Annotated in this window: 19 protein-coding genes and 1 pseudogene; 1 reads left to right on the forward strand and 19 read right to left on the reverse strand. The window is 41.2% G+C overall.

Annotation, left to right across the window (positions count from 1 at the left end; genetic code table 11):
- Positions 1 to 16: 16 nt before the first annotated feature.
- The 12 genes from E6139_RS13165 to E6139_RS13220 form a co-directional block, all read right to left on the reverse strand.
- The gene (locus E6139_RS13165) at positions 17 to 133 is read right to left on the reverse strand and encodes a putative metal homeostasis protein (protein WP_316403531.1); all 117 of its coding nucleotides are present in this window, start codon (positions 131 to 133) and stop codon (positions 17 to 19) included.
- A gap of 18 nt (positions 134 to 151) precedes the next feature.
- Complete coding sequence (locus tag E6139_RS13170; RefSeq protein ID WP_316403532.1) at positions 152 to 1,669, reverse strand: zinc ABC transporter substrate-binding protein AdcA; 1,518 nt, start codon at positions 1,667 to 1,669, stop codon at positions 152 to 154.
- Between the two features lie 344 nt (positions 1,670 to 2,013).
- Entirely contained in the window at positions 2,014 to 3,798 is a 1,785-nt protein-coding gene (locus tag E6139_RS13175; RefSeq protein WP_316403533.1) for an ABC transporter ATP-binding protein, read from the reverse strand.
- Positions 3,791 to 5,557 carry an ABC transporter ATP-binding protein gene (locus tag E6139_RS13180; RefSeq protein WP_316403534.1) on the reverse strand — a complete coding sequence of 589 codons (1,767 nt, stop codon included), beginning with the start codon at positions 5,555 to 5,557 and terminating at the stop codon, positions 3,791 to 3,793. The genes E6139_RS13175 and E6139_RS13180 overlap by 8 nt, the downstream gene beginning before the upstream one ends.
- Before the next feature lie 103 nt (positions 5,558 to 5,660).
- On the reverse strand, positions 5,661 to 6,089 hold the full coding sequence (locus E6139_RS13185) for a MarR family winged helix-turn-helix transcriptional regulator (RefSeq protein ID WP_316403535.1): 429 nt from the start codon (positions 6,087 to 6,089) through the stop codon (positions 5,661 to 5,663).
- Positions 6,090 to 6,132: 43 nt separating this feature from the next.
- The gene (locus E6139_RS13190) at positions 6,133 to 6,501 is read right to left on the reverse strand and encodes a hypothetical protein (RefSeq protein WP_316403536.1); all 369 of its coding nucleotides are present in this window, start codon (positions 6,499 to 6,501) and stop codon (positions 6,133 to 6,135) included.
- A gap of 118 nt (positions 6,502 to 6,619) precedes the next feature.
- Complete coding sequence (locus tag E6139_RS13195) at positions 6,620 to 7,219, reverse strand: YczE/YyaS/YitT family protein (protein ID WP_410470537.1); 600 nt, start codon at positions 7,217 to 7,219, stop codon at positions 6,620 to 6,622.
- Entirely contained in the window at positions 7,219 to 8,649 is a 1,431-nt protein-coding gene (locus tag E6139_RS13200; RefSeq protein ID WP_316403538.1) for a glycoside hydrolase family 1 protein, read from the reverse strand. The genes E6139_RS13195 and E6139_RS13200 overlap by 1 nt, the downstream gene beginning before the upstream one ends.
- Before the next feature lie 73 nt (positions 8,650 to 8,722).
- Positions 8,723 to 9,505: a histidine phosphatase family protein gene (locus tag E6139_RS13205; protein ID WP_316403539.1), complete on the reverse strand. Its 783-nt coding sequence runs from the start codon at positions 9,503 to 9,505 to the stop codon at positions 8,723 to 8,725.
- Between the two features lie 11 nt (positions 9,506 to 9,516).
- Positions 9,517 to 9,861 carry a PTS lactose/cellobiose transporter subunit IIA gene (locus tag E6139_RS13210; RefSeq protein ID WP_316403600.1) on the reverse strand — a complete coding sequence of 115 codons (345 nt, stop codon included), beginning with the start codon at positions 9,859 to 9,861 and terminating at the stop codon, positions 9,517 to 9,519.
- Between the two features lie 18 nt (positions 9,862 to 9,879).
- Positions 9,880 to 11,148, reverse strand: a complete 1,269-nt coding sequence (locus E6139_RS13215; RefSeq protein WP_316403540.1) for a PTS sugar transporter subunit IIC — start codon at positions 11,146 to 11,148, stop codon at positions 9,880 to 9,882.
- A 78-nt stretch (positions 11,149 to 11,226) separates the two neighbouring features.
- Entirely contained in the window at positions 11,227 to 11,541 is a 315-nt protein-coding gene (locus E6139_RS13220) for a PTS sugar transporter subunit IIB (protein WP_316403601.1), read from the reverse strand.
- Between the two features lie 179 nt (positions 11,542 to 11,720).
- Between E6139_RS13220 and E6139_RS13225 the strand changes: the two genes are divergently transcribed.
- Positions 11,721 to 13,643: a BglG family transcription antiterminator gene (locus E6139_RS13225; RefSeq protein ID WP_316403541.1), complete on the forward strand. Its 1,923-nt coding sequence runs from the start codon at positions 11,721 to 11,723 to the stop codon at positions 13,641 to 13,643.
- A gap of 51 nt (positions 13,644 to 13,694) precedes the next feature.
- Here E6139_RS13225 and E6139_RS13230 read toward each other — a convergent pair whose 3' ends face one another.
- The 7 genes and pseudogenes from E6139_RS13230 to E6139_RS13260 form a co-directional block, all read right to left on the reverse strand.
- A complete protein-coding gene (locus E6139_RS13230; protein ID WP_316403542.1) occupies positions 13,695 to 15,074 on the reverse strand; it encodes an MATE family efflux transporter in 1,380 nt (459 codons plus the stop codon).
- Between the two features lie 3 nt (positions 15,075 to 15,077).
- Positions 15,078 to 15,512 carry a MarR family winged helix-turn-helix transcriptional regulator gene (locus tag E6139_RS13235; RefSeq protein WP_316403543.1) on the reverse strand — a complete coding sequence of 145 codons (435 nt, stop codon included), beginning with the start codon at positions 15,510 to 15,512 and terminating at the stop codon, positions 15,078 to 15,080.
- Positions 15,513 to 15,696: 184 nt separating this feature from the next.
- Positions 15,697 to 16,974: an OFA family MFS transporter gene (locus E6139_RS13240; protein ID WP_316403544.1), complete on the reverse strand. Its 1,278-nt coding sequence runs from the start codon at positions 16,972 to 16,974 to the stop codon at positions 15,697 to 15,699.
- Between the two features lie 314 nt (positions 16,975 to 17,288).
- The gene (locus E6139_RS13245; RefSeq protein ID WP_316403602.1) at positions 17,289 to 17,735 is read right to left on the reverse strand and encodes a VOC family protein; all 447 of its coding nucleotides are present in this window, start codon (positions 17,733 to 17,735) and stop codon (positions 17,289 to 17,291) included.
- Positions 17,736 to 17,882: 147 nt separating this feature from the next.
- Positions 17,883 to 18,080 (reverse strand): annotated as a pseudogene (locus E6139_RS13250) (MerR family transcriptional regulator); the annotation flags it as partial.
- 138 nt (positions 18,081 to 18,218) lie between these two features.
- Positions 18,219 to 18,650: an effector binding domain-containing protein gene (locus tag E6139_RS13255; RefSeq protein ID WP_316403545.1), complete on the reverse strand. Its 432-nt coding sequence runs from the start codon at positions 18,648 to 18,650 to the stop codon at positions 18,219 to 18,221.
- Positions 18,651 to 18,786: 136 nt separating this feature from the next.
- Complete coding sequence (locus tag E6139_RS13260) at positions 18,787 to 19,317, reverse strand: helix-turn-helix transcriptional regulator (protein ID WP_316403546.1); 531 nt, start codon at positions 19,315 to 19,317, stop codon at positions 18,787 to 18,789.
- Between the last annotated feature and the right edge of the window lie 189 nt (positions 19,318 to 19,506).

The raw sequence follows: 19,506 nt of genomic DNA on the forward strand, positions 1-19,506 counted from the left end.
TCAGGAGATAGGCTCACTATTTCTTCAATTGATTACGTTTTACCTCTTTAATGATTTTCAATGCTCGTTTGCGGGTCTTAATATTGGGACTTTTTAAACGGCGATACGCACTTGCCAAGTCGGTTTTTTCCATTGATTTCCCCTCTTTTATTTAATGTGCCAGCATTTCCTGCGAGATTTCATGACCGCTCATTTTTACTGGATAAAAAGTTGGCCAATTTTCTAGCTCAGCAAACAACGCTTTCTGACTTTCACCACCAAAGTAAATATGGAAATGCGCGGCTTTGGCTGGTGCAATCCCGTGATCGCTGAACTGAACATATTTGTAGTTCCCTGCATCCGGATCTTTAGTTTCAAAGGTAAAGCGGACACCACGATTTCCTTTTTCATAGGTTAGGATCTCGGATCCAGCATATTCATACGTATAGTTGTGATGCTTCCCGTCAACGATGAAATCTATTTGATTATCGGTGATCTTGATTTCATCAACATCTGTCTGGTAGCCTGTTTCATAATAGCTCTTATATTCGTCTGCCGTCTTGTCCTTGTTTCGCTTCGCTTTGTAATCAAACACTTGATCCAATGTACCGTCCTTCAATAAAGGATAGACCGATTGCCAATCTCCAGCATAATCGGATAGTTTACGGTCCTTCACCTGTGAATCTTTGAAATAGCCGTTATAAATCGTTTCTTCTTGCTGAGATTCTTCTTCAGGCTTGACTTCTTTCCCGGCAACACTTGTTGTTTTCTTTAAAGCCGCTAAATTTTTTTCCATCACTGACACATAATTTTCACCAGCATCCATTTGCTTTTGAGTTAAGCTCTCTAATGGATTTAGGACCTCCAGTTTTACCTTCGTTTCATCTGCGAGCGTTTTTGCCGCTTTTCCTTGGTTGTTGTTCTCGAAATAGATATAGTTGATTTCGTTGTCCTCAACATAGTGCTTCAACTCAGCAATACGTGAAGGATCCGGTTCTTGATCCGGATTGATTCCTGAGATTCCCACTTGATTCAAGCCATAATCCAAAGCCAAATAACTGAAGGCTGTATGCTGAGTCACGAAATTCTTCTGTTTGGCCGTTTTCAACACATCTGAATATTCTTTATCTAAGGCTTCAAGCTTTGTTACATATTTTTTTGCATTCGCTTCAAATTCGGCTTTTTTATCTGGATACAAGTTGATCAATTGATTTTTGATGGATGTCACTTCTTGGATTGCTCGATAAGGTGAAAGCCAAGTATGTGGATCAAGTTCATGGTGATGTCCGTCCTCATGACTGTGATCATGATCTTCCTCACCGCCAGGCAATAGAAGCATTTCCCTTGTGCCTTCCACGATCCTAGGTTTGTCCTTCTGCCAAGACTTAAGGGCACTTGGTACCCAAGTTTCCATGTTCTCATTATGATAAACAAATGCATCTGCTTCAGTGATTTTTGCCATGTCCTTTGCCGATGGTTCATAATCATGGGGCTCCGAACCTGCAGGCATTAATAAGGTCACATCGCCGTCATCTCCAACAATATTTTTCGTAAAGTCATACACTGGATAAAACGTTGCGACAATTTGCAACTTTTTTTCTTTATCTCCTGTCGCTGCTTGATTACCCTTGCAGGCAGTTAACCCGATAAGTGCTAACAAACTGATCATGACAAATCCTAACTTCTTCATTCCAAACCTCTTTCTATCCGTTACTTTTTATTTTGATCCTCTATTATAAAAAAACACGTGGACTCTGTAGATTTTTTCTCGAGCAGTACTATTTTGTCGTATCGTAAGATTCCTTAAAAAGACCCCTCCATTTCTCAACCTTAAATCTCCTTGATTTCCATTACAATTTACAAGATACAAAGCGTAACCGTTACGATTCAACAACGATACTTTATCATTTTAAAAAAAGTGTGTCAACATAAAATAACATGAAATTTCATTCATGTGAGTGTGCTTTCATTTTTTACTTCGTCCACTACGAAAAAAAAAAGCGACTAAAATCAGTAGATTTTAGTCGCTTTTATCTAAGCCAATTGTTCTTTCTCAAACTGACTATTATATAAATCCGCGTAGAAACCTTTTTGTGCCATAAGTTCTTCATGGTCGCCTTGCTCGATGATATTTCCTTCATTCATGACCAAAATCAGATCCGCATTGCGGATGGTCGATAAACGGTGAGCGATCACAAAAGAGGTCCGGTTATTCATCAACTTATCCATCGCAGCTTGGATCAGTTCCTCTGTTCGCGTATCAACAGAGCTGGTTGCCTCGTCCAAAATCAGCATTGGTGCATCCTTTATGATAGCGCGAGCGATCGTCATTAATTGCTTCTGTCCAACGGATAAGCTGACACTATCATCCAGATAAGTATCATAGCCTTTTGGCAATGTACGGATGAAATGGTCGATTCCAACTGCTTTACATGCTTCGATAACTGTTTCATCAGAGACATGCTGCTGGTTATAGATCAGATTTTCTTTGATCGTTCCTTCAAACAGCCACGTATCCTGCAGCACCATGCAAAATTGATCATGAACTTCTTCTCTGGTCATATCTTTGGTAGAAACACCATCAATGACGATTTCTCCATGATTTGTCTCGTAAAATCGCATCAGCAGATTAACGATCGTGGTTTTTCCGGCGCCAGTCGGACCGACTATCGCGATCTTTTGTCCTGCTTTAGCATCCACACTGAAATTATGGATGATCGTCTGATCTTTATTGTAGCCGAAGCTGACATTTTCAAAACGAACGTTTCCTTTTGGATTTCTCAGCTTTTGTTTCTTTTCTGACTCATCATCTAATTCTTCCTCTTCAAGAAATTCAAACACACGACTCATTGCAGCTCCTGCTGATTGCAAATTCGAAAAGGCTTGAGCTAACTGAGATAACGGTTGTGAGAATAAACGAATATACACGGTAAAGGCTACGATCACCCCTAATGTTATATCGCCTCTTAAAGCTAGAACAGCCCCAACAACGCAGACAGCGACATAGCCGAAGTTTCCAATGAAACCCATCAACGGCTGCATGATTCCCGAGAGAAACTGCGATTTCCAAACACTGCCGTAAAAATCTTGATTGATGTCTGAAAATTCTTTTTTCATATCTTCAGTAGCACTGTAGGCGTTGATGACTTGTTGGCCGGAATATGCTTCTTCAGCAAAGCCATTGATCTTGGCCAATTTTTCCTGTTGCTGGTTAAAATGAACTTGTGACTTTGCCATGATGACTGCCATGAGGATAAATCCTAATAAAACAGCTACTATTGATGTGATCGTCAGCAGTAAATTCGTGCGGAACATCATCACCAAACATCCAACAAACAATGTGATTGAGGGAAACAATGAACTCAAGCTTTGGTTCAACGATTGGCTCACTGTATCCAAGTCATTCGTCACCCGACTCAAAGTATCTCCTTGACTATGGGAATCAAAATAATTCAATGGAACCGCATTGATTTTTTCCGAAATTTGACGACGCATTTGCTTAGAGAAGCGTTGAGTAACTGTCGCTACGATGAAGCCTTGAAAGTAGGAGAGGATTGCTCCTATTACATATAAAATGACTAGACTCAATCCAATCTGACTGATTCGTGTGAGGTTGATCGAACCACTTAAGCCTTCTGAGACCAAATCAGTAATCTCACTTAACCGATTCGGTCCAACGATCTGAGTTACGCTTCCAATCGTTGCAAATATGATCGCTAGAAGTAAGGGCCATTTATACTGATTCAGTGCCCTAAGTACATTATCTCTTAATGGGTGTTCTTTTGCCTGCGCTTGAACATTCTCTAAGGTATTATCCATGGGCTAATTCCTCCTTTGAGAGCTGTGAATAGGCAATTTCTTGATAAACATCGTTTGATTCTAATAATTCTTCGTGGGTTCCCTGTCCAACGATGTGTCCTTCATCTAAAACAATGATTTGATCGGCATCCATGATGGTGCTGATCCGTTGGGCGACGATCAATTTTGTCGTGCTCGCTAATTTTTCGTTCAAGACTTCCCGTAATTTTTTATCAGTTTTATAGTCTAACGCTGAGAAGGAGTCGTCGAACAAGAGAATCTCTGGCTTGCGGGCAATCACACGGGCAATTGCCAAACGTTGTTTTTGCCCTCCTGAAAAATTGCTCCCGTTTTGCGCAACGTGACTATTTAGCTTTTCTTCTTTTTCATTTACAAATTCACTAGCTTGCGCGATTGACAAGGCTTCGTCCATTTTTTCCTCATCCAACGGAGTATTGCTGCTGGTCCCAAAATCCAGATTTGATTGGATTGTTCCACTGAACAATACTGGCTTCTGTGGAATATAACCGACGATGTCATTCAAATTCACGTGACTATAAGTGTTGATCGGCTGTCCATCAATCGAGATTGTTCCTTCACTGGTTTCATAAAAACGCGGGATCAAATTCAGAATGGTACTCTTCCCACTCCCAGTCGAACCAATGAAAGCGACTGTATCGCCTTGTTCCGCTTTAAAGTTGATATCATGGATTACCGGCTCAGAAGCATCCGGATAACGGAAAGATACATGATCAAATTCAACAGTCCCTTTAATATCTGGTTGAACCTTCTCGCCCTCATCAGGAAATTCAACGGAGGTTTCTTTATTCAGCACTTCGTTGATCCGTTTTGCGGAAACAGTCGCCCGTGGCAGGATCATGAAGATCATCGACATCAAAATAAAACTCATGACTACTTGCATTGCATAAGAAGAAAATACGATCATATCACTGAACAGTGTTAGCTTCGTTATGCCTGCTGCCTGTTGAATCATATAAGCACCAAACCAATAAACAGCCAAAGTTAAGCCACTGGAAATTAAGCTCATTCCGGGACTCATAAGCGCCATCACGCGTCCTGCGAATAGGTTGGTCGATGTTAACTCTTGATTCGCCTCTTCGAATTTTTCTTCTTGATAGTCTTCAGCATTATAAGCACGTACCACGCGTAGTCCTGTTAAATTTTCCCGCGTAATACTGTTTACTTTATCCGTCAATTGTTGGACTTTTCGGAATCTTGGCTGCACCAGCGTTAAAATGACCGACAGCATGATTAATAGGATCAATACTGCTACGCCAGTCGTCGTTGTCCATTGCCAGTTCTTGCCGGCGATTTTTAAGATTGCCCAAACTGCTGTGATAGGTCCTTTAATCAACAATTGCAATCCCATCGCGACCAATTGTTGAATTTGTGTTAAGTCGTTCGTAGTCCGTGTGGTCAAACTTGGGATCGAAAATTGTTGAATCTCGTGGGTAGAATAGTCCATCACCTTGCCAAACATATCTTGGCGCAATCGGCAGGTTAAACTTGCAGCGATTTTGGCCGCGAATAAACCCACAATTGATGAAAAGACGAAGCTCATTAGCGATAGCAAGACCATCCAACCGCCTGGTGTTAAAATCTCACTGATAGCCGTATTAGGTGTTTGCAACAATGTCGTGATTTCCGACATATAGTCTGGGACTTTCAAATCCATCCAGACCTGTCCGACGATAAATAGAACACTTACCAGTGCCAGCAGTCGTTCTTTCGTATTGGTTCTTTTGATTAGTTGTATCATAGGGGCCTCCTTAATCGTTTTAAATAAACAAATGATATTTTGGTTTTAAATTAGCATGCTAACTATTATAGGAAATTGAAATCTGATCGTTTGATCGACCAGATTAGAGTTGAATATTCTTTTTGAATTTTTCCATCGTCGCGAAAAATTGTGTTAATTCTTCATCTGAAATTCCTTGTCTCAATATTTTTTCAATTTCATCAATCTGCTTTTCAATTTTGATCGTTGTTTGAATCGCTTTTTCCGTTACAATTAATCGCTTCAATCGTTTATCCTTTTGAGATGGAGCAGTCGTTAAAAATCCATTCTTAATCATGCGGTCAACTAGTTTGCTGGCGGTAGGTTTGCGAATCGATAATTTTTCTTCTAGATCTTTCTGATAGATTTCTTTGTCACGATTGTTTACCAGATACCCTAAAGCAAAGCCTTGAGGCCCTCTAATATGAGCATCAGGGCTCATCTTTTCAACGTACCTAGCAATCAACAGTGATAACTCTCTGACCTCAAAACCAACTGTTTCCGGTTCTTTCATGAGTTTCTCTCCTTAATTAGTTATCATGCTAACTATTTTAAAGTCATTTTCTCTTTTTGTCAACCTCTGTAATTACCATTCGCCGTCTCTTTAAGAAAAGCGTAATAATATCGCTGACCAGAGCACACAGCAGGACCGCACTTGTAGCGATAAATACTTTATTACCAGCGGAAATACCGCTCAGTCTGAACAACAGATATAACAGTAAAGATATCCCCACTAACAGTCCGCCAAATAAACGATTGGAAAATTGCCAGATCCGCTTACCATACTTCAAGAAAGCAATCCCACGGAAACCAATCCCGCCCGTATATCCCTGCGCACTAATTAGAAGAACAACTAATCCTAGAGCCCCAAAAAGTATCGGTACATTATCTACCCCTGCCTTTTCAATAATTCCCATAATCGGCATGTCCAGCCCCCCAGTTTTCTTCGCAAAGACTTTTTCTTAAATAAATTATAGCCCAAAATACAGTGATTAACGAAACAAAAAAGTGCTTGAGACTGACAAATCTCAAGCACCTACTATGTTAACTCAACAAAGGCTGCATCTTTTTTCCGCAATATTGACTCGTCATTTTCAGCAACGGACCAATCAGCAGGACACCGATAATGGGTCCCACCATAAATTGTCCGCCTAAAACCATTCCTGTAACAAAGCAGATCATATCCAGACCCATTCGAACCTTTGCCAAGTCGACTGTTAGACGTTTGCTCAAAGCAAAACTCAGAGCAATATATCCTTCTTTACCTGCGTTCGTCGCTGCTGCAATACCCGAACCAATCCCGATAAAAGAAATCCCCACTACTACAAGTACTAATTTTACAGGCATTCCACTTTGGATCGCTACATACTTGATCATCAAATCAGTGAAGATGCTGGTAGCGATTGGGTTTAGGAGAGTTGCTAATCCTAATTCCTTCTTATCGATCAACGCGACGATAATCAAACAGGTACAGGTAACTAACAAAGACGCTTGCCCTACAGTAATCGGCAGATGCTTCGCAAGACCTTCCCACAAAACACCCAACGCATCCGCCCCTAAGCCAGTCGTAACACACAACCCCACACCAACGCCTACTAAAGACGAGCCTAAAACAGAAATCACATTTCGTAAAAACATCTTCATCAATCCAATTTCGTGCCGTTTGACGCGATTACCTCTTTATACCAATAGAAAGAGTCTTTTCTGATTCGTTTGCATTCTTTTACATCGTCATCTGTCCGATCAACATAGATCAAACCGTAACGTTTTTTGTAGCCGTTGCTGGTTGATAGCAGGTCAATCGCTGACCAAGGCATATAACCGACTACTTCAACGCCAAGATCCATCGCGCGTTTGGTCGCTTGGATATGTTCACGTAAATACTCGATGCGATAATCATCATGAACTTTTCCATCAGGAGTCAACTCATCGTAAGCGCCTAAACCATTTTCAGTAATCATAAATGGTACGCGGTAACGAGTATAAAGATCCCGATAGACATATTCCAGACCAATCGGATCGATTGCCCAATCCCAATCCGTTGTCCGTAATTCAGGGTTCGAACACATTTGGTAAAAGCCTGGATGGGTCTCAAAACCAGACATATCACCCTTTTTACCAGATAAGTTGTAGCCAGACCAGCGGCGTTCTTCTCCTTCTGGACAGGCATGGGCACATTGACTGTCGTAATAGTTGATCGCGAAGAAGTCAGATAGATTTTCCGCAAAGAACTGCTCATCTCCTTCTTCCATTTCCGGTGCCAGACCAGCCTTTTTCAAGTAAGTTAACGCTGCAACATTATAGTAGCCACGGAAATAAACATCTAAGTAATAGGCGTTACGAAGATCATTCGCATTCAACGCGGCTAATTGGTCCTCGGGTTTACATGTCCGAGCGTACACCGGCGCGTAGCCTAACGCAGGACCTGCTTTCGCTCCTACTTCATGCGCCAACTTCACGGCTACTGCCTGCGCCAAGTTCATGTGATGATTGATTTGATAACGCAGTTGATTGTTGTCCTGGTATTCTGGCAGTACGTAGCATTTTTGTGTCCAATATTGCACGATGATACTTTGTTCGTTAATGGTGATCCAATACTTGATATCATCCTTAAATTCATTGATGACATATTTGGCGAAGACTTCGAAATCTTTTACTACTTCACGAGACAGCCAGCCGCCGTATTTTTCTACTAATGGCCATGGCAGGTCATAATGATACAATGTCGGAATTGGTTCGATATCATTGTCTTTCAGTTCTTTGATCAAATCACGATAGAATTGAATCCCCGCTTCGTTGACCACGTCATCCCCATTTGGAAAAATTCGCGACCAAGCAATCGAAAATCGATAGCTGGTAAAGCCCATTTCCTTAAATAAGGCAATATCCTCTTTGTATTTATGGTAATGATCACTGGCCACGCTGGCATCGGCAAAGCCGAATTTTTCATGACGTTCACTGTTGATGATATCTTGTTGGGATAGTCCTTTCCCATCCTCTTGTGCCGCGCCTTCTACTTGGTACGCGCTAGTAGCTGCTCCCCATAGGAAGTCTTTTGGAAATTCGTTATTCATATCTTTGCTCCTCATCTTTTTATTTAAAACTGAAGGATGAGTCAATAACGGACTGCTTCAGGTTTTACATGATTTATTCTTTCTGATCGACAAAACTGGTATCACCGATTTTCTTGATCGTGTATTTACCATCTTTATAGGTCAATGTCGTGACACTGCAATTTGCGATTTTTTCTCCTTGGTATTTTCCTGGTGCAACACTTTCCAATAAGATTGGAATAATGCCACCCGAGGAAACGATCAAGACATTGCCGCCTTTTTTCGCGACTTTTTTCATTACTTGCGGCATCGCTTTTTCTACTCGCTGCTTCATTTGGTCATATGTCTCGGCAGTCTTGGTCGGATCAACCTCTGCCACCTTGTTTGCTAACTCTTCTTCAGTCAGCTCTTCCTTCAAGAAATCCCATAATTCGTCACTGCCTTCGGGATAATCCAAATTCAATGCTTTAGCAACCGCTAGATTCATGTCGTCATTTGATTGACCCTCAAAGCCGCCGAAGTTTTTCTCTCTAAAGCCCTTATTTTCGATAATCTGTGGAACCTTCTTCTCATTCTGTTCTAAAATCAGCTGTGCTGTTTTTCTTTGACGACCTAAATCACTAGAATAAGCGGCAGTGAATTTGACGTTCTTCAAGCCTTCACCGACTAATTTTGCCTGTGACTCGCCCTCTTCTGTTAGCAAACTGTCACAAAATCCTTGGACTTGATTTTGGGTATTGAACCAAGTTTTTCCATGCCTGACTAGATAAATCGTTGTTTCCTTTGATTCCTTAGCTGCCTCACTCGTTACGGAGCTACCAAAGACCGCCAAAACAACGCTCAATAGGGACAATATAGCTATTACTTTTCTCTTCATTTAATAAGCTCCTACTTTTTCATCGCCAATTCGAACAAATCAACTAAATCTCTGGTCATATTCACTTCACTGGTAATAGTCATCAAATGATCCTGCGCATGAGTGAAGAGCAGGCAAGACTGATAACTTTTCCCCGCGGCTTCATTTTGGATGACCGCGGTCTGTGAATGGTGAGCTAAAACGATATTGTCTTTGGCTTCCTTCAACGCTTCATTTGCTGCTTCAAAATTTAATTCTTTTGCAAATTTGATCGCTTCCTGTGCTTTCGTCCGACCATTTCCAGCATGGATAATGATCTGCATCGCTACCGGGATCAATTCATTTTCTTCTTCGACTAATTCTGTTTCTTCCATCATCTTCTTCACCTCATTCATTTATACAGCCTCTACTGGAGCCGTTAGTTCTGCACCGGCTTTTTCTTCTTTGACTTCTTCTGCTAAGACTTCTTTTTCATAAACCTTGAAGAATGGATACCAAGTAATCAAGTACATCGCGAACAACAGGACATACCATAAGATCGCCCGGAAATCTTGTAAAATCATCACACTAGAGATCGGTGCTGGAATCTGGGCTACCTGCATCAATTCCTGCGGGATATTCAACAATCCGCCCCGCATCGCGAACCAAACCACAATACTTCCAGTGATTGAGTTAATCCACATCGGCATCATAAGAATCGGGTTCATGACCACAGGTGTACTGAAAACGATCGGTTCATTGATATTGAACAATGATGGTCCGATACAGATTCGGCCTAAAGTCTTTAATTTCTTCGCTTTTGAGAAGCACATCAATAAGTTCAATGTCAATGTAGCTCCTGTTCCGCCCATCATGATTAATCCTAAACTGTAGACGGTTTCATTCGTTACAATGTTCGTTCCTAAATCACCACTTTGAAGCGCTAATGTATTCGCGGCGATTCCGGCGATAAAGATCGGATTTTGAATTGCTGACCATAACCAAGTCGAGATCCCCATCGAATAAAAGAAGGCTGGGATCAAAACAAGTAAGATCAGACCTGGCAATGATTGTCCGAAGCTTTGGATCGGTTCAAACAAGTTGATGATTACTTCGAACACATCGATCTTCAAAGCAAAGATCAAGGTTGACCATAGTGCTAAGCTCAAGAAAATTGGAATGATATTATTGATCCATTCAACGACGAAATCCGGTAATTCAGAATTACGTAATAAGTGTAATTTACTGAAATAATGGAAGATCACACTGACGATCGCACCAACAATTACACCGATCAAAATCCCTGTCGGCCCTACCCGTCCCATATCATAGACGCCTTCCTCTGCGCCAACTGGGTGCAAGGTCATCATCAAGATACAGACTGATACGATCCCTGCTGTAATCGAATAGTTCTGATGTTTGAACTTTTCCATATATTGATTAGCGACCATAAATGCCGCGATCAATCCAATCATGCCGAATGAATAATTAGAAATATTGCCTAAGTCTGGTAGAGCTGGAATATATGAGCGAAACACATTGTAAAAGAAGACGATCGACCCGGTCATGATAAACGGGATCAGCTTCTGCATGGCACTCGATAATCCGGCAACGGAAGGTCGCTGAGTCAGACTTTTTGCTTTTGGTGCAAAAGAATTCGCCAGCCAATCCATAAATTTTTTCATTTTACTTGTTCCTCCTAATTCATTTTTTCAGGTGTATCATTTTGTTACGTATGCTAAAACGTGATTTGTCTGAACGTTTTATTTTCCCAATTTGCTAAGTGCAAAATCCAATAATCCTTCACCATCCAGCATGCCGTAAATATCTTGCGGGATTACATCGACGACAACGTTGTGGGGTGCTGCCTGTGCAGCCATCTCTTCTTTAAATGATGCATAATGCGGACCTAAAAGCAAAATATCGATCGAGTCTAAATAGGAAGCCACTTCACTTTCGCTTCGCGCTTCGATCGAGCCTGAAATTTTACGTTTCTTCGCAGCCTTCCGTGTTTTTTGAGCTAAGAATCCGCTAGACATTCCCGCACCGCAACAAAGTAAAATATTTACTGTTTCCATCATAATTTCCTCCTAAAAGTGTGTTTTTTTCCTTGCGCTGTTCTCTTTACATCCTCATTATTACGATTTTTCACATTTCCCTCAACTAGACTCTTGCACGCTGGTCGTGCAACTCTCTATTTTTTCTTAAACCATTTCACGCTATAATAAATTGAACGCCTATAGAGGGGGATGAGGAAATGAAAGAAAAGCAAGAACAACTATTGAAATTATTGCTGCAGCAGGACAGTCCTATCTCTTCCAGAATCTTGGCTGAAAAAATGAGTGTCTCCGTGCGAACGGTGAAGAACTATATTTACGAATTGAATAAGCTAGGATCAGAACCTGTGATCAACTCCTCCAATGCTGGCTACACTGTCATACCCGATGAAGCCGCTAAGCTGTTGGAAAAGCCGCAAAATACCAGCGGCGAGTTGCCTCAAACCTTCAAGGAGCGCTCCTTCTTCATTATCAAACAGATTTTAATGGAGCATCGCCAATTGAATATTTTTGATCTCTCTGATGAACTATTCGTCAGCTACTCCACGCTAAAATCTGATCTCGCACGGATGAACAAGGCTTATGAAAAATATCATGTCAAATTTATGCTTAAGCAGGATGAGATTCAGATTATCGGTGAAGAAAAGGAAAAACGCCGTTTGATCTCCTATATTATTTTTGAAGAGGTTCCGCATAAATTTATTGATAAGCAAATTTTAGAAGCGACCTTTGATAAAGAGGACATTGAAAAATTATCCAGCATCATCCACTCGATCATGCATGATTCCAACTATCATTTGAATGACTTTTCTTTTGTCAACTTGATGCTGCATTTATTGATTTTGCTGGATTCTGTCCGAAATGATAAATCCCTAGTCACCCGCAATTGGTTCAGCTCATGGCTGCGGGAGGACAAAGCAAAATTGGTTACGAAAATGATTGGCTTGATCGAAGAGGAATTTGAGTTGACGCTGAACAGTTTGGAAAGAGAAGAAATCCACATGATCTTTCAGGCGAACGCCAACTATATTCCTTCTAACAACCTGAAAGAATTGGAGCAGATCGTTGGCAGTGATGTTTCTCAGATTGTTGATGAAGTGTTAGAGGATGTGCGCCAGACCTTTGGGATCAATTTGATGAGTGAAAGCTTTCTTGTTCCCTTTTCACTGCATGTCAGCGGTCTATTTTCCCGCGCCAAGCAAGAGACTTCCTTGAAAAATCCGATGCTGGAATCGTTGAAAAAAAGCTTTCCGATGGTCTATGATGTCGCTGTCTATCTTTCCTTACGCTTAAGCGCCCTATTTGATATTTCCGTCAGTGAAGATGAGACCGCCTACATCGCATTGCATATCGGCTCTGAATTAGAAGGACAAAAGCGGAATCTCTCAAAAATTCGAACCGTGCTCCTTTGTCCGAAATATATGAATCTGGACGAACAGCTTTACGAGAAACTGACTCAGCATTTTGGCAATGATCTGCTTATTCAGACGGTTGTCTCAAAGTTTTCTGAAACAATGGAATTGGATTTCGAATTGTTAATCACCACCTTACCCGTGCCGGAATCAAATGATTACATCGTGATCCACGTTTCTCCGATTTTTACAGAAGAGCAGCGAGTAAATCTGATCGCCGATTTAGGAAATATTCGTTTGGACCGCAAGAAAAGTATCCTGCGAAAAAACTTTGATGACTATTTTGCTGAAGCCTTCTTTACTAGTCAGCTACAGGGAGATACAGCGGATGAAGCTATCAGCGAGATGTGTCATCGCTTAGAACAAGAAGACATGATACCAACAGAATTCACGGCTCATGTCTTGGAGCGAGAGCACGCCTCTTCAACGGCCTTTGAGGCGATCGCTATCCCTCATTCTGTCTACATGGATGCCCATCAAACAGTCATCAGTGTTGCGATTTCTGAAAAAGGTATTGTTTGGGGCGACAAGAAAGTCCACGTCATCCTACTGGCAGCGATCAATGATGTCGATCGACGTCGTTTTACAGATATTTACGAAGCGTTGATTTCGCTATTTGAGACAACTGAGAGTTATCAGGAAATCAAGAAAATCAAAGATTTCTCAGCCTTTCGTGCTTTTATCTATGCGAGAATCAAACGAAACTATTAACACAAAGAAGCACGCTCAAATCTAAGATTTGAGCGTGCTTCTTACATTATTTTATTCAACGTCAAGCTCTAATTCGGACGAAGCAGACTGCTCTTTACTAAGCCGTCTAATACCGCCAATGTAAAATATCCCTGTTAACAGAGCCGCACCAGCATCAGAAAATGGTGCTGCATGAAGCAACCCATCCATTCCCCAATTACTTGAAAAAAGCAAAATCGCCGGAATCAATAGAATGATTTGACGCGTCAGTGTTAAGAAAATCGCTGAACGGGTCCGACCAGTCGCTTGGAAGAAGTTCGAAGCAACAATTTGAAAACCGATGACTGGCAGAAACAAAAACCATGTCTGCAGCGCCTTGGTCCCAAAGGCTAATAGTTCTGGTTCATTATTGAACATCCGCACCAATTGCTCTGGCATTAATCTAGTTGCTATCCAGCCGATACATACGATTGTGGTCGCGATAACGATCGCATACTTTTGAGTCTCTTTGACTCGGCCAAATTTTTTTGCACCAAAGTTGAAGCTGACGATGGGCTGAGCCCCCTGTACTAGTCCCGTGATTGGCATCAATAAGATCGTTTGTATACTATTGACAATCCCCATTCCCGATACAGCGATATCTCCGCCATAGTTCAACAGTGTCATATTCAACACGACGTTCAAGATACTATTCCCAAGCTGTAGCAGGAAGCTTGGTAGACCCAAGGTTGTGATGCGAGCCGCAACCTGTCCCTTGATGCGCATATTTTTAACATGCAGCTGATGATGACTGCGTTTGCTGAGAAAATAAGCCAAGATCCACACCATTGAAATAAACTGCGACAAGATCGTTGCTAATGCTGCGCCTGCCATTCCCATATCAAAGACATAGATAAAGACTGGATCAAGAATGATATTGACTCCTGCTCCCATAAACATCGTGATCATTGCTAGCTTAGGCTGTCCATCCGCCCGCAAAAAATTATTCATCCCGATACTGACGATCTGGAAAACAGCTCCTGAGAAAATGATACGCATGTAACTTATGGCATAAGGTAAAACAGTGTCACTAGCGCCAAATGCTGATAATAACGGCGACAAAAAAAGATGTCCCATAATCTTGAACAGAAGACCACTGATTATCAGCAAAGAAAAAGCATTTCCCATTGCTCGTTCTGCTTCTTCGATTTTTCCGGCACCCAACTTCATAGAAAATAGCGTCGCGCCGCCGACACCAAATAAAATACCGATCGACAATAAAATGATCATGATTGGAAACCCAATCGTGATGCCAGCCAAACCATTGGCACCCAACCCAGGAGCATGCCCGATGTAGATTCGATCGACCACGTTATACAACGCATTGACGACCATTCCAATGATTGCCGGAATCGAGAATTGCATTAATAATTTTGAAACCTTTTCTGTTCCTAATGGATTTGCTGCTTCCATTTTTTACCCTCCTTTTAGGTCATGCTGTTCGGTTTTTTCAACCATTTCCTCTAATAATTCGAAAAGCAGATCGCGTTTAGCTTCGTCCATGCCCTCCAGCATGATCTTGTTCCAACCAACAAACTTCTCAACCATTGCTTCCCGCATATCCTGCCCCTTTTGAGTCAGAGAAATTTTATTACAGCGTTTGTCCTTTTCATCCTTTTTCTTCGTAACTAAGCCCTTTTCTAAGAGTGACTGAACCGTTCTTGTCGTCAAAGCCTTGTCTACTTGAAGATACGCACTAATTTCCTCTTGCGTCACTGCATCATGCCGATAAAGATACATTAAGATCGGCTGTTCTGCCGTGGTAATATTTAACGGCTTCATCGCCGCATTTAGATAAATTTGATTTTTACGATATAAAATCGAGATCAAACGTCCGACACTTCGTTTCATAATTTCCTCCAGACTATCCAATAATTAGTTGACTACTCAACTAATTTACCAAACGTTAGTTGATCAGTCAACCATTATTCAAACATTTGTATGATGATAACGAAAAAGAATTATCGAAGATTATCTCCGCACCAAAAAAAGTGATCAACGCCCCTAGGCCTTGATCACTTTGAATGGTTTGTTATCACGCGTGCTTAGTATTTGAACCTGTTGGTGTCTCGCTACTGTTTGATTTCGCTAAGCTCTTGATTGAGCCGCGAATAATCATTGAAGCTGCAAAACCGACTAGTGCTAAAACAGCAAAGATCCGCAAAACATTTGTATAGGAATGGAACATTTCTGTAATCTTACCTAAGAAAATCGGACCGAACATTCCGGCTGCTGCCCACGCAGTTAAAATATAGCCGTGGATCGCACCGACTTCTCTCGAACCAAAAACATCACCGATATAAGCTGGAACGATTGAGAATCCCGCGCCATAGCAAGTCATCAACAGGCAAATCAATACTGCGAACAGCAACGGTGAACTGACCACTGATAAACTCAATAGCACAACGATATCGATCACAAAAAGAATCGTAAAGACATTTTTTCGTCCTAAAACATCTGAGATCAACGCCCAAACTAGGCGACCACAACCATTGAAGACACCCATCACACCCACCATTGTGGCTGCCATGCCGGCGGTCATCCCAGTAATTTCTTGGGCCATTGGTGAAGCTTCTGAAACAAGCGAAATTCCGCAAGTAATATTTAAAAATAGCATAAACCATAATAACCAAAATGTTTTGGTCTTAATTGCTTGATTGGCGGTCAATTGTACTCCGCGATATTGTACCTGCACTTCTTCTTTTGGATCTGGAGCCTCAAAACCTTGCGGCGTCCAACCGACTGGCGGCTTTTCCAAATAGCGTGAAGCCGTGAACATGACTAAGAAATAAGCAACCCCTAAGATATAGAAGGTTTGAGAGACACCGACCCGCACCATTAGCTGTTGAGCGATCGGTCCAGTGATCATAGAAGCAAAACCAAATCCCATGATGGCAAGTCCAGTAGCCAAGCCCTTTCTATCCGGGAACCACCGAATCATCGTTGATACTGGCGTGACATAACCAGCTCCTAACCCGATTCCGCCGATAATTCCATAAGTCAGATACAACATTGGCAACGAATGACTTGAAACGGCAAAACCAGTCGAAATGATTCCTAACCCGAATAAAATCGACGCGACCGTCCCTGTTTTTCTTGGGCCAAATTTTTCCACAAATTTCCCCATAAACGCTGCTGATGTTCCTAAACAGAAAATCGCTAAACTAAATGCAAAAGAGATTGACGATTTGTCCCATCCTGTCAACTCTTTGATCGGTTCTTTGAATACACTCCACGCGTATGCTGAACCGATAGATAGATGAATCGCTACTCCTGATAATGCGATCAGCCATCTATTTTTTTCCCTGCGCATCCTCTTCCCTCCTGATTTCATTGCATTTGTGTGTTTGAGTGCGATAAAAAAGAGATAACACTCGTTATCTTTTTTTGTTCAAAAATTTATTTTATTTAAGCACTCAATAAACACGAGTATACGCTCTCATTTAATTAAATTCAACAAAAATTTTGATATAATCCGATTATCTTGTTTGCTATTAAAAAAAAGAATATTACAGTACGTGTTTATGTGTATCTCACTTATATTTACGTTAGCTAACACATATTTTCAACCAATAAGAAAGAACACTTATCCTTAGTTAGATAAGTGTCCTAAAGTGTAGCATCTATTTAAGAAAGCTCCTCATTCATTTCCTCTTCGATAATTTTGATCCGTTCTTCAAAGCTGAGTACTTGATGGATCTGATGGAGCATCCACATATAACCAAAAGGATCAACGAAGATCGAGTTCTGAAGTGCATCGTCCATCATGCTGGTGACCCCTTGAACTTCTGTACAGCCGTTTTCCAACGCTGCGGCATGTGTCTTTTCAATATCTTCAACCGAAATATTAAACCAAATAGTGTTTGGTTTATCTGGTGTCGGCGCAATCAAACTGTATTCTGGATTTTCATCCAACATATGAAAACGCGTATCATAGAGAGTAAAAACAGCTTCATTGCTACCTTCTGGATAATTCGTTGCCTCCACTACTTCAATTTCAAATATTTTTTTATACAATTCCAATGCCTTCAAGCTATTCTTTACGACAAAATCGATTTCGGTTCCTGTGATCATTTTATTGTCCTCCTTGATTAATTCCAGCTGCTGTTCGATTTTCTTTAACTTTTTTTCTTCTGCAGCAATTGCTGCGCAGGATTGTGCCTTCTTTTTCTCCAAAATCTGTTCCAAAAAGTGTGGATCATTCATTCTTTCGAGGGTCTTGTTAATCTCGCTCACCTTAAAACCAGAATCTCGCAATAATAAAATTTGATTGAGTCGTGCGATTTGATCAAGGCTATACAGACGATAACCGCTAACAGGATCAATCGAAGACGGAGAAAAGATCCCTTGTTCGTCATAATGGCGAAGCATTCGAGGAGATATATTCACAAGCTTGGAAAACTCACCTATTTTATACATCGTTAACTCCCATCCTTCATCATTCGAATGATAACCTTATCATATACCTTCACACAGTGTGAAGGTCAACATTAAAAGACTGCCAAACGATTTTCGTTTGACAGTCTTTCACTTCAGAATGAACCCCTTCATTCGATCTTAATGATTTTTCTGATGAACAGGAACGTAAAAAGACATTTTTCCTACACCCGTATATTCTTCTAGATTAAAATTCCCAGCAATTTGAAAGGCTTCGCTTTGGTTCAATTCACCGTAACAGCGGCCAATCAATTGATCCAGTTCTACTTGATCCGTATAGCTGAGATCAAAGCGAGCATAAGTACCCGCGGGCAATTCAAACTCTGACGGACGAGTTTCTGTGGTATCTGTATTACCGATCAGATAGCATTGGTCACCATTGATCACTGCGTTCACAGCCAGCAGATCACCTTCTATTTTGGAGGCATATTCTTCTTTTGCCCGCATCTTCTGCTTGCTCATCTCTGCCAAGCCATCTGGAGAATTCGGGGCATTTAGAGTCGTAATCCAGCCGTGAACGGTCAGCGCATCTCTCTCAACAGTCTTAAACATGACTAGGTTCCTTCTTTCTTCGACATTTTCTTCTATCGTTAAATCTTCTTTTACTAAAGAAAATCAGGGATTCATCCACTACACGCTAAATATATGCCCCTCGCCTAGCCAATGCAATAAAGATGCCTATCCGGTTTTAAAAATGAATCACGCCTGCCGCCGCAAGTACAAAAAGCACCGTGCATAAAAGAGTGATAAACAACGTAACGAGTAATAGAATACGAATTACTCTTCTGGTCGAAGGATTCATTTCATCCTTCAAGTTTCTAAAATGGATTACGCACACCCAAATCGCAGCGATCGTTATTAACAGCTGAGTTGGAATGATTCCAGCCAAACTTCCACCATTGACCGCTGCCGCAAACCCGACAAATGAAAAAAGCAGTAACATACCGGCACAAATTACAGAAAACAAACCAACTCGAAGCGACTGCAACAGCTTTGCTTCTTTCTTCATCTTAGCCATGTACTTCACATCCCCTTTCATCAAATAATCAAGGGATACTTCATAATAATCACTGAGGGCGACCAGCGTCGGAATATCGGGATAATTTTTCTCATTTTCCCAATTCGAAATCGTTTGGCGCGTAACGTTAAAAATTTCCGCCGCCTGCTGCTGGGTCAGTCCCCGCGCTTTTCTTTCTTCTTTTAATATCTCAGCAATCATGATGATCTCTCCCTCCTAACTTGATGATAGGATCTATAACTAAATTATACTAGAAAGCCATGCTTACATACGCTTTTTCTCGCGCAAGCGCTGTTTGACATTGCCTTTATGTGCAACAAACCTATCCTTTTATGCAACAAGCAAAAAAAAGATTCTATCTGTCGCAAATCCTTGCTATGCTAAAGTCAC

Source organism: Enterococcus sp. (assembly GCF_032555305.1).
In the GTDB taxonomy this organism is placed as follows: Bacteria; Bacillota; Bacilli; order Lactobacillales; family Enterococcaceae; genus Enterococcus_A.

Coding starts and splice junctions, on each gene's coding strand:
- E6139_RS13190 (WP_316403536.1), bottom strand. CDS start 6,501: ATGCCGATTATGGGAATTATTGAAAAGGCAGGGGTAGATAATGTACCG.
- E6139_RS13225 (WP_316403541.1), top strand. CDS start 11,721: ATGAAAGAAAAGCAAGAACAACTATTGAAATTATTGCTGCAGCAGGAC.
- E6139_RS13200 (WP_316403538.1), bottom strand. CDS start 8,649: ATGAATAACGAATTTCCAAAAGACTTCCTATGGGGAGCAGCTACTAGC.
- E6139_RS13185 (WP_316403535.1), bottom strand. CDS start 6,089: ATGAAAGAACCGGAAACAGTTGGTTTTGAGGTCAGAGAGTTATCACTG.
- E6139_RS13175 (WP_316403533.1), bottom strand. CDS start 3,798: ATGGATAATACCTTAGAGAATGTTCAAGCGCAGGCAAAAGAACACCCA.
- E6139_RS13235 (WP_316403543.1), bottom strand. CDS start 15,512: ATGAAACGAAGTGTCGGACGTTTGATCTCGATTTTATATCGTAAAAAT.
- E6139_RS13180 (WP_316403534.1), bottom strand. CDS start 5,557: ATGATACAACTAATCAAAAGAACCAATACGAAAGAACGACTGCTGGCA.
- E6139_RS13165 (WP_316403531.1), bottom strand. CDS start 133: ATGGAAAAAACCGACTTGGCAAGTGCGTATCGCCGTTTAAAAAGTCCC.
- E6139_RS13230 (WP_316403542.1), bottom strand. CDS start 15,074: ATGGAAGCAGCAAATCCATTAGGAACAGAAAAGGTTTCAAAATTATTA.
- E6139_RS13255 (WP_316403545.1), bottom strand. CDS start 18,650: ATGTTTAAGACTGTTGAGAGAGATGCGCTGACCGTTCACGGCTGGATT.
- E6139_RS13260 (WP_316403546.1), bottom strand. CDS start 19,317: ATGATTGCTGAGATATTAAAAGAAGAAAGAAAAGCGCGGGGACTGACC.
- E6139_RS13205 (WP_316403539.1), bottom strand. CDS start 9,505: ATGAAGAGAAAAGTAATAGCTATATTGTCCCTATTGAGCGTTGTTTTG.
- E6139_RS13245 (WP_316403602.1), bottom strand. CDS start 17,735: ATGATCACAGGAACCGAAATCGATTTTGTCGTAAAGAATAGCTTGAAG.
- E6139_RS13210 (WP_316403600.1), bottom strand. CDS start 9,861: ATGATGGAAGAAACAGAATTAGTCGAAGAAGAAAATGAATTGATCCCG.
- E6139_RS13170 (WP_316403532.1), bottom strand. CDS start 1,669: ATGAAGAAGTTAGGATTTGTCATGATCAGTTTGTTAGCACTTATCGGG.
- E6139_RS13220 (WP_316403601.1), bottom strand. CDS start 11,541: ATGGAAACAGTAAATATTTTACTTTGTTGCGGTGCGGGAATGTCTAGC.
- E6139_RS13240 (WP_316403544.1), bottom strand. CDS start 16,974: ATGCGCAGGGAAAAAAATAGATGGCTGATCGCATTATCAGGAGTAGCG.
- E6139_RS13215 (WP_316403540.1), bottom strand. CDS start 11,148: ATGAAAAAATTTATGGATTGGCTGGCGAATTCTTTTGCACCAAAAGCA.
- E6139_RS13195 (WP_410470537.1), bottom strand. CDS start 7,219: ATGAAGATGTTTTTACGAAATGTGATTTCTGTTTTAGGCTCGTCTTTA.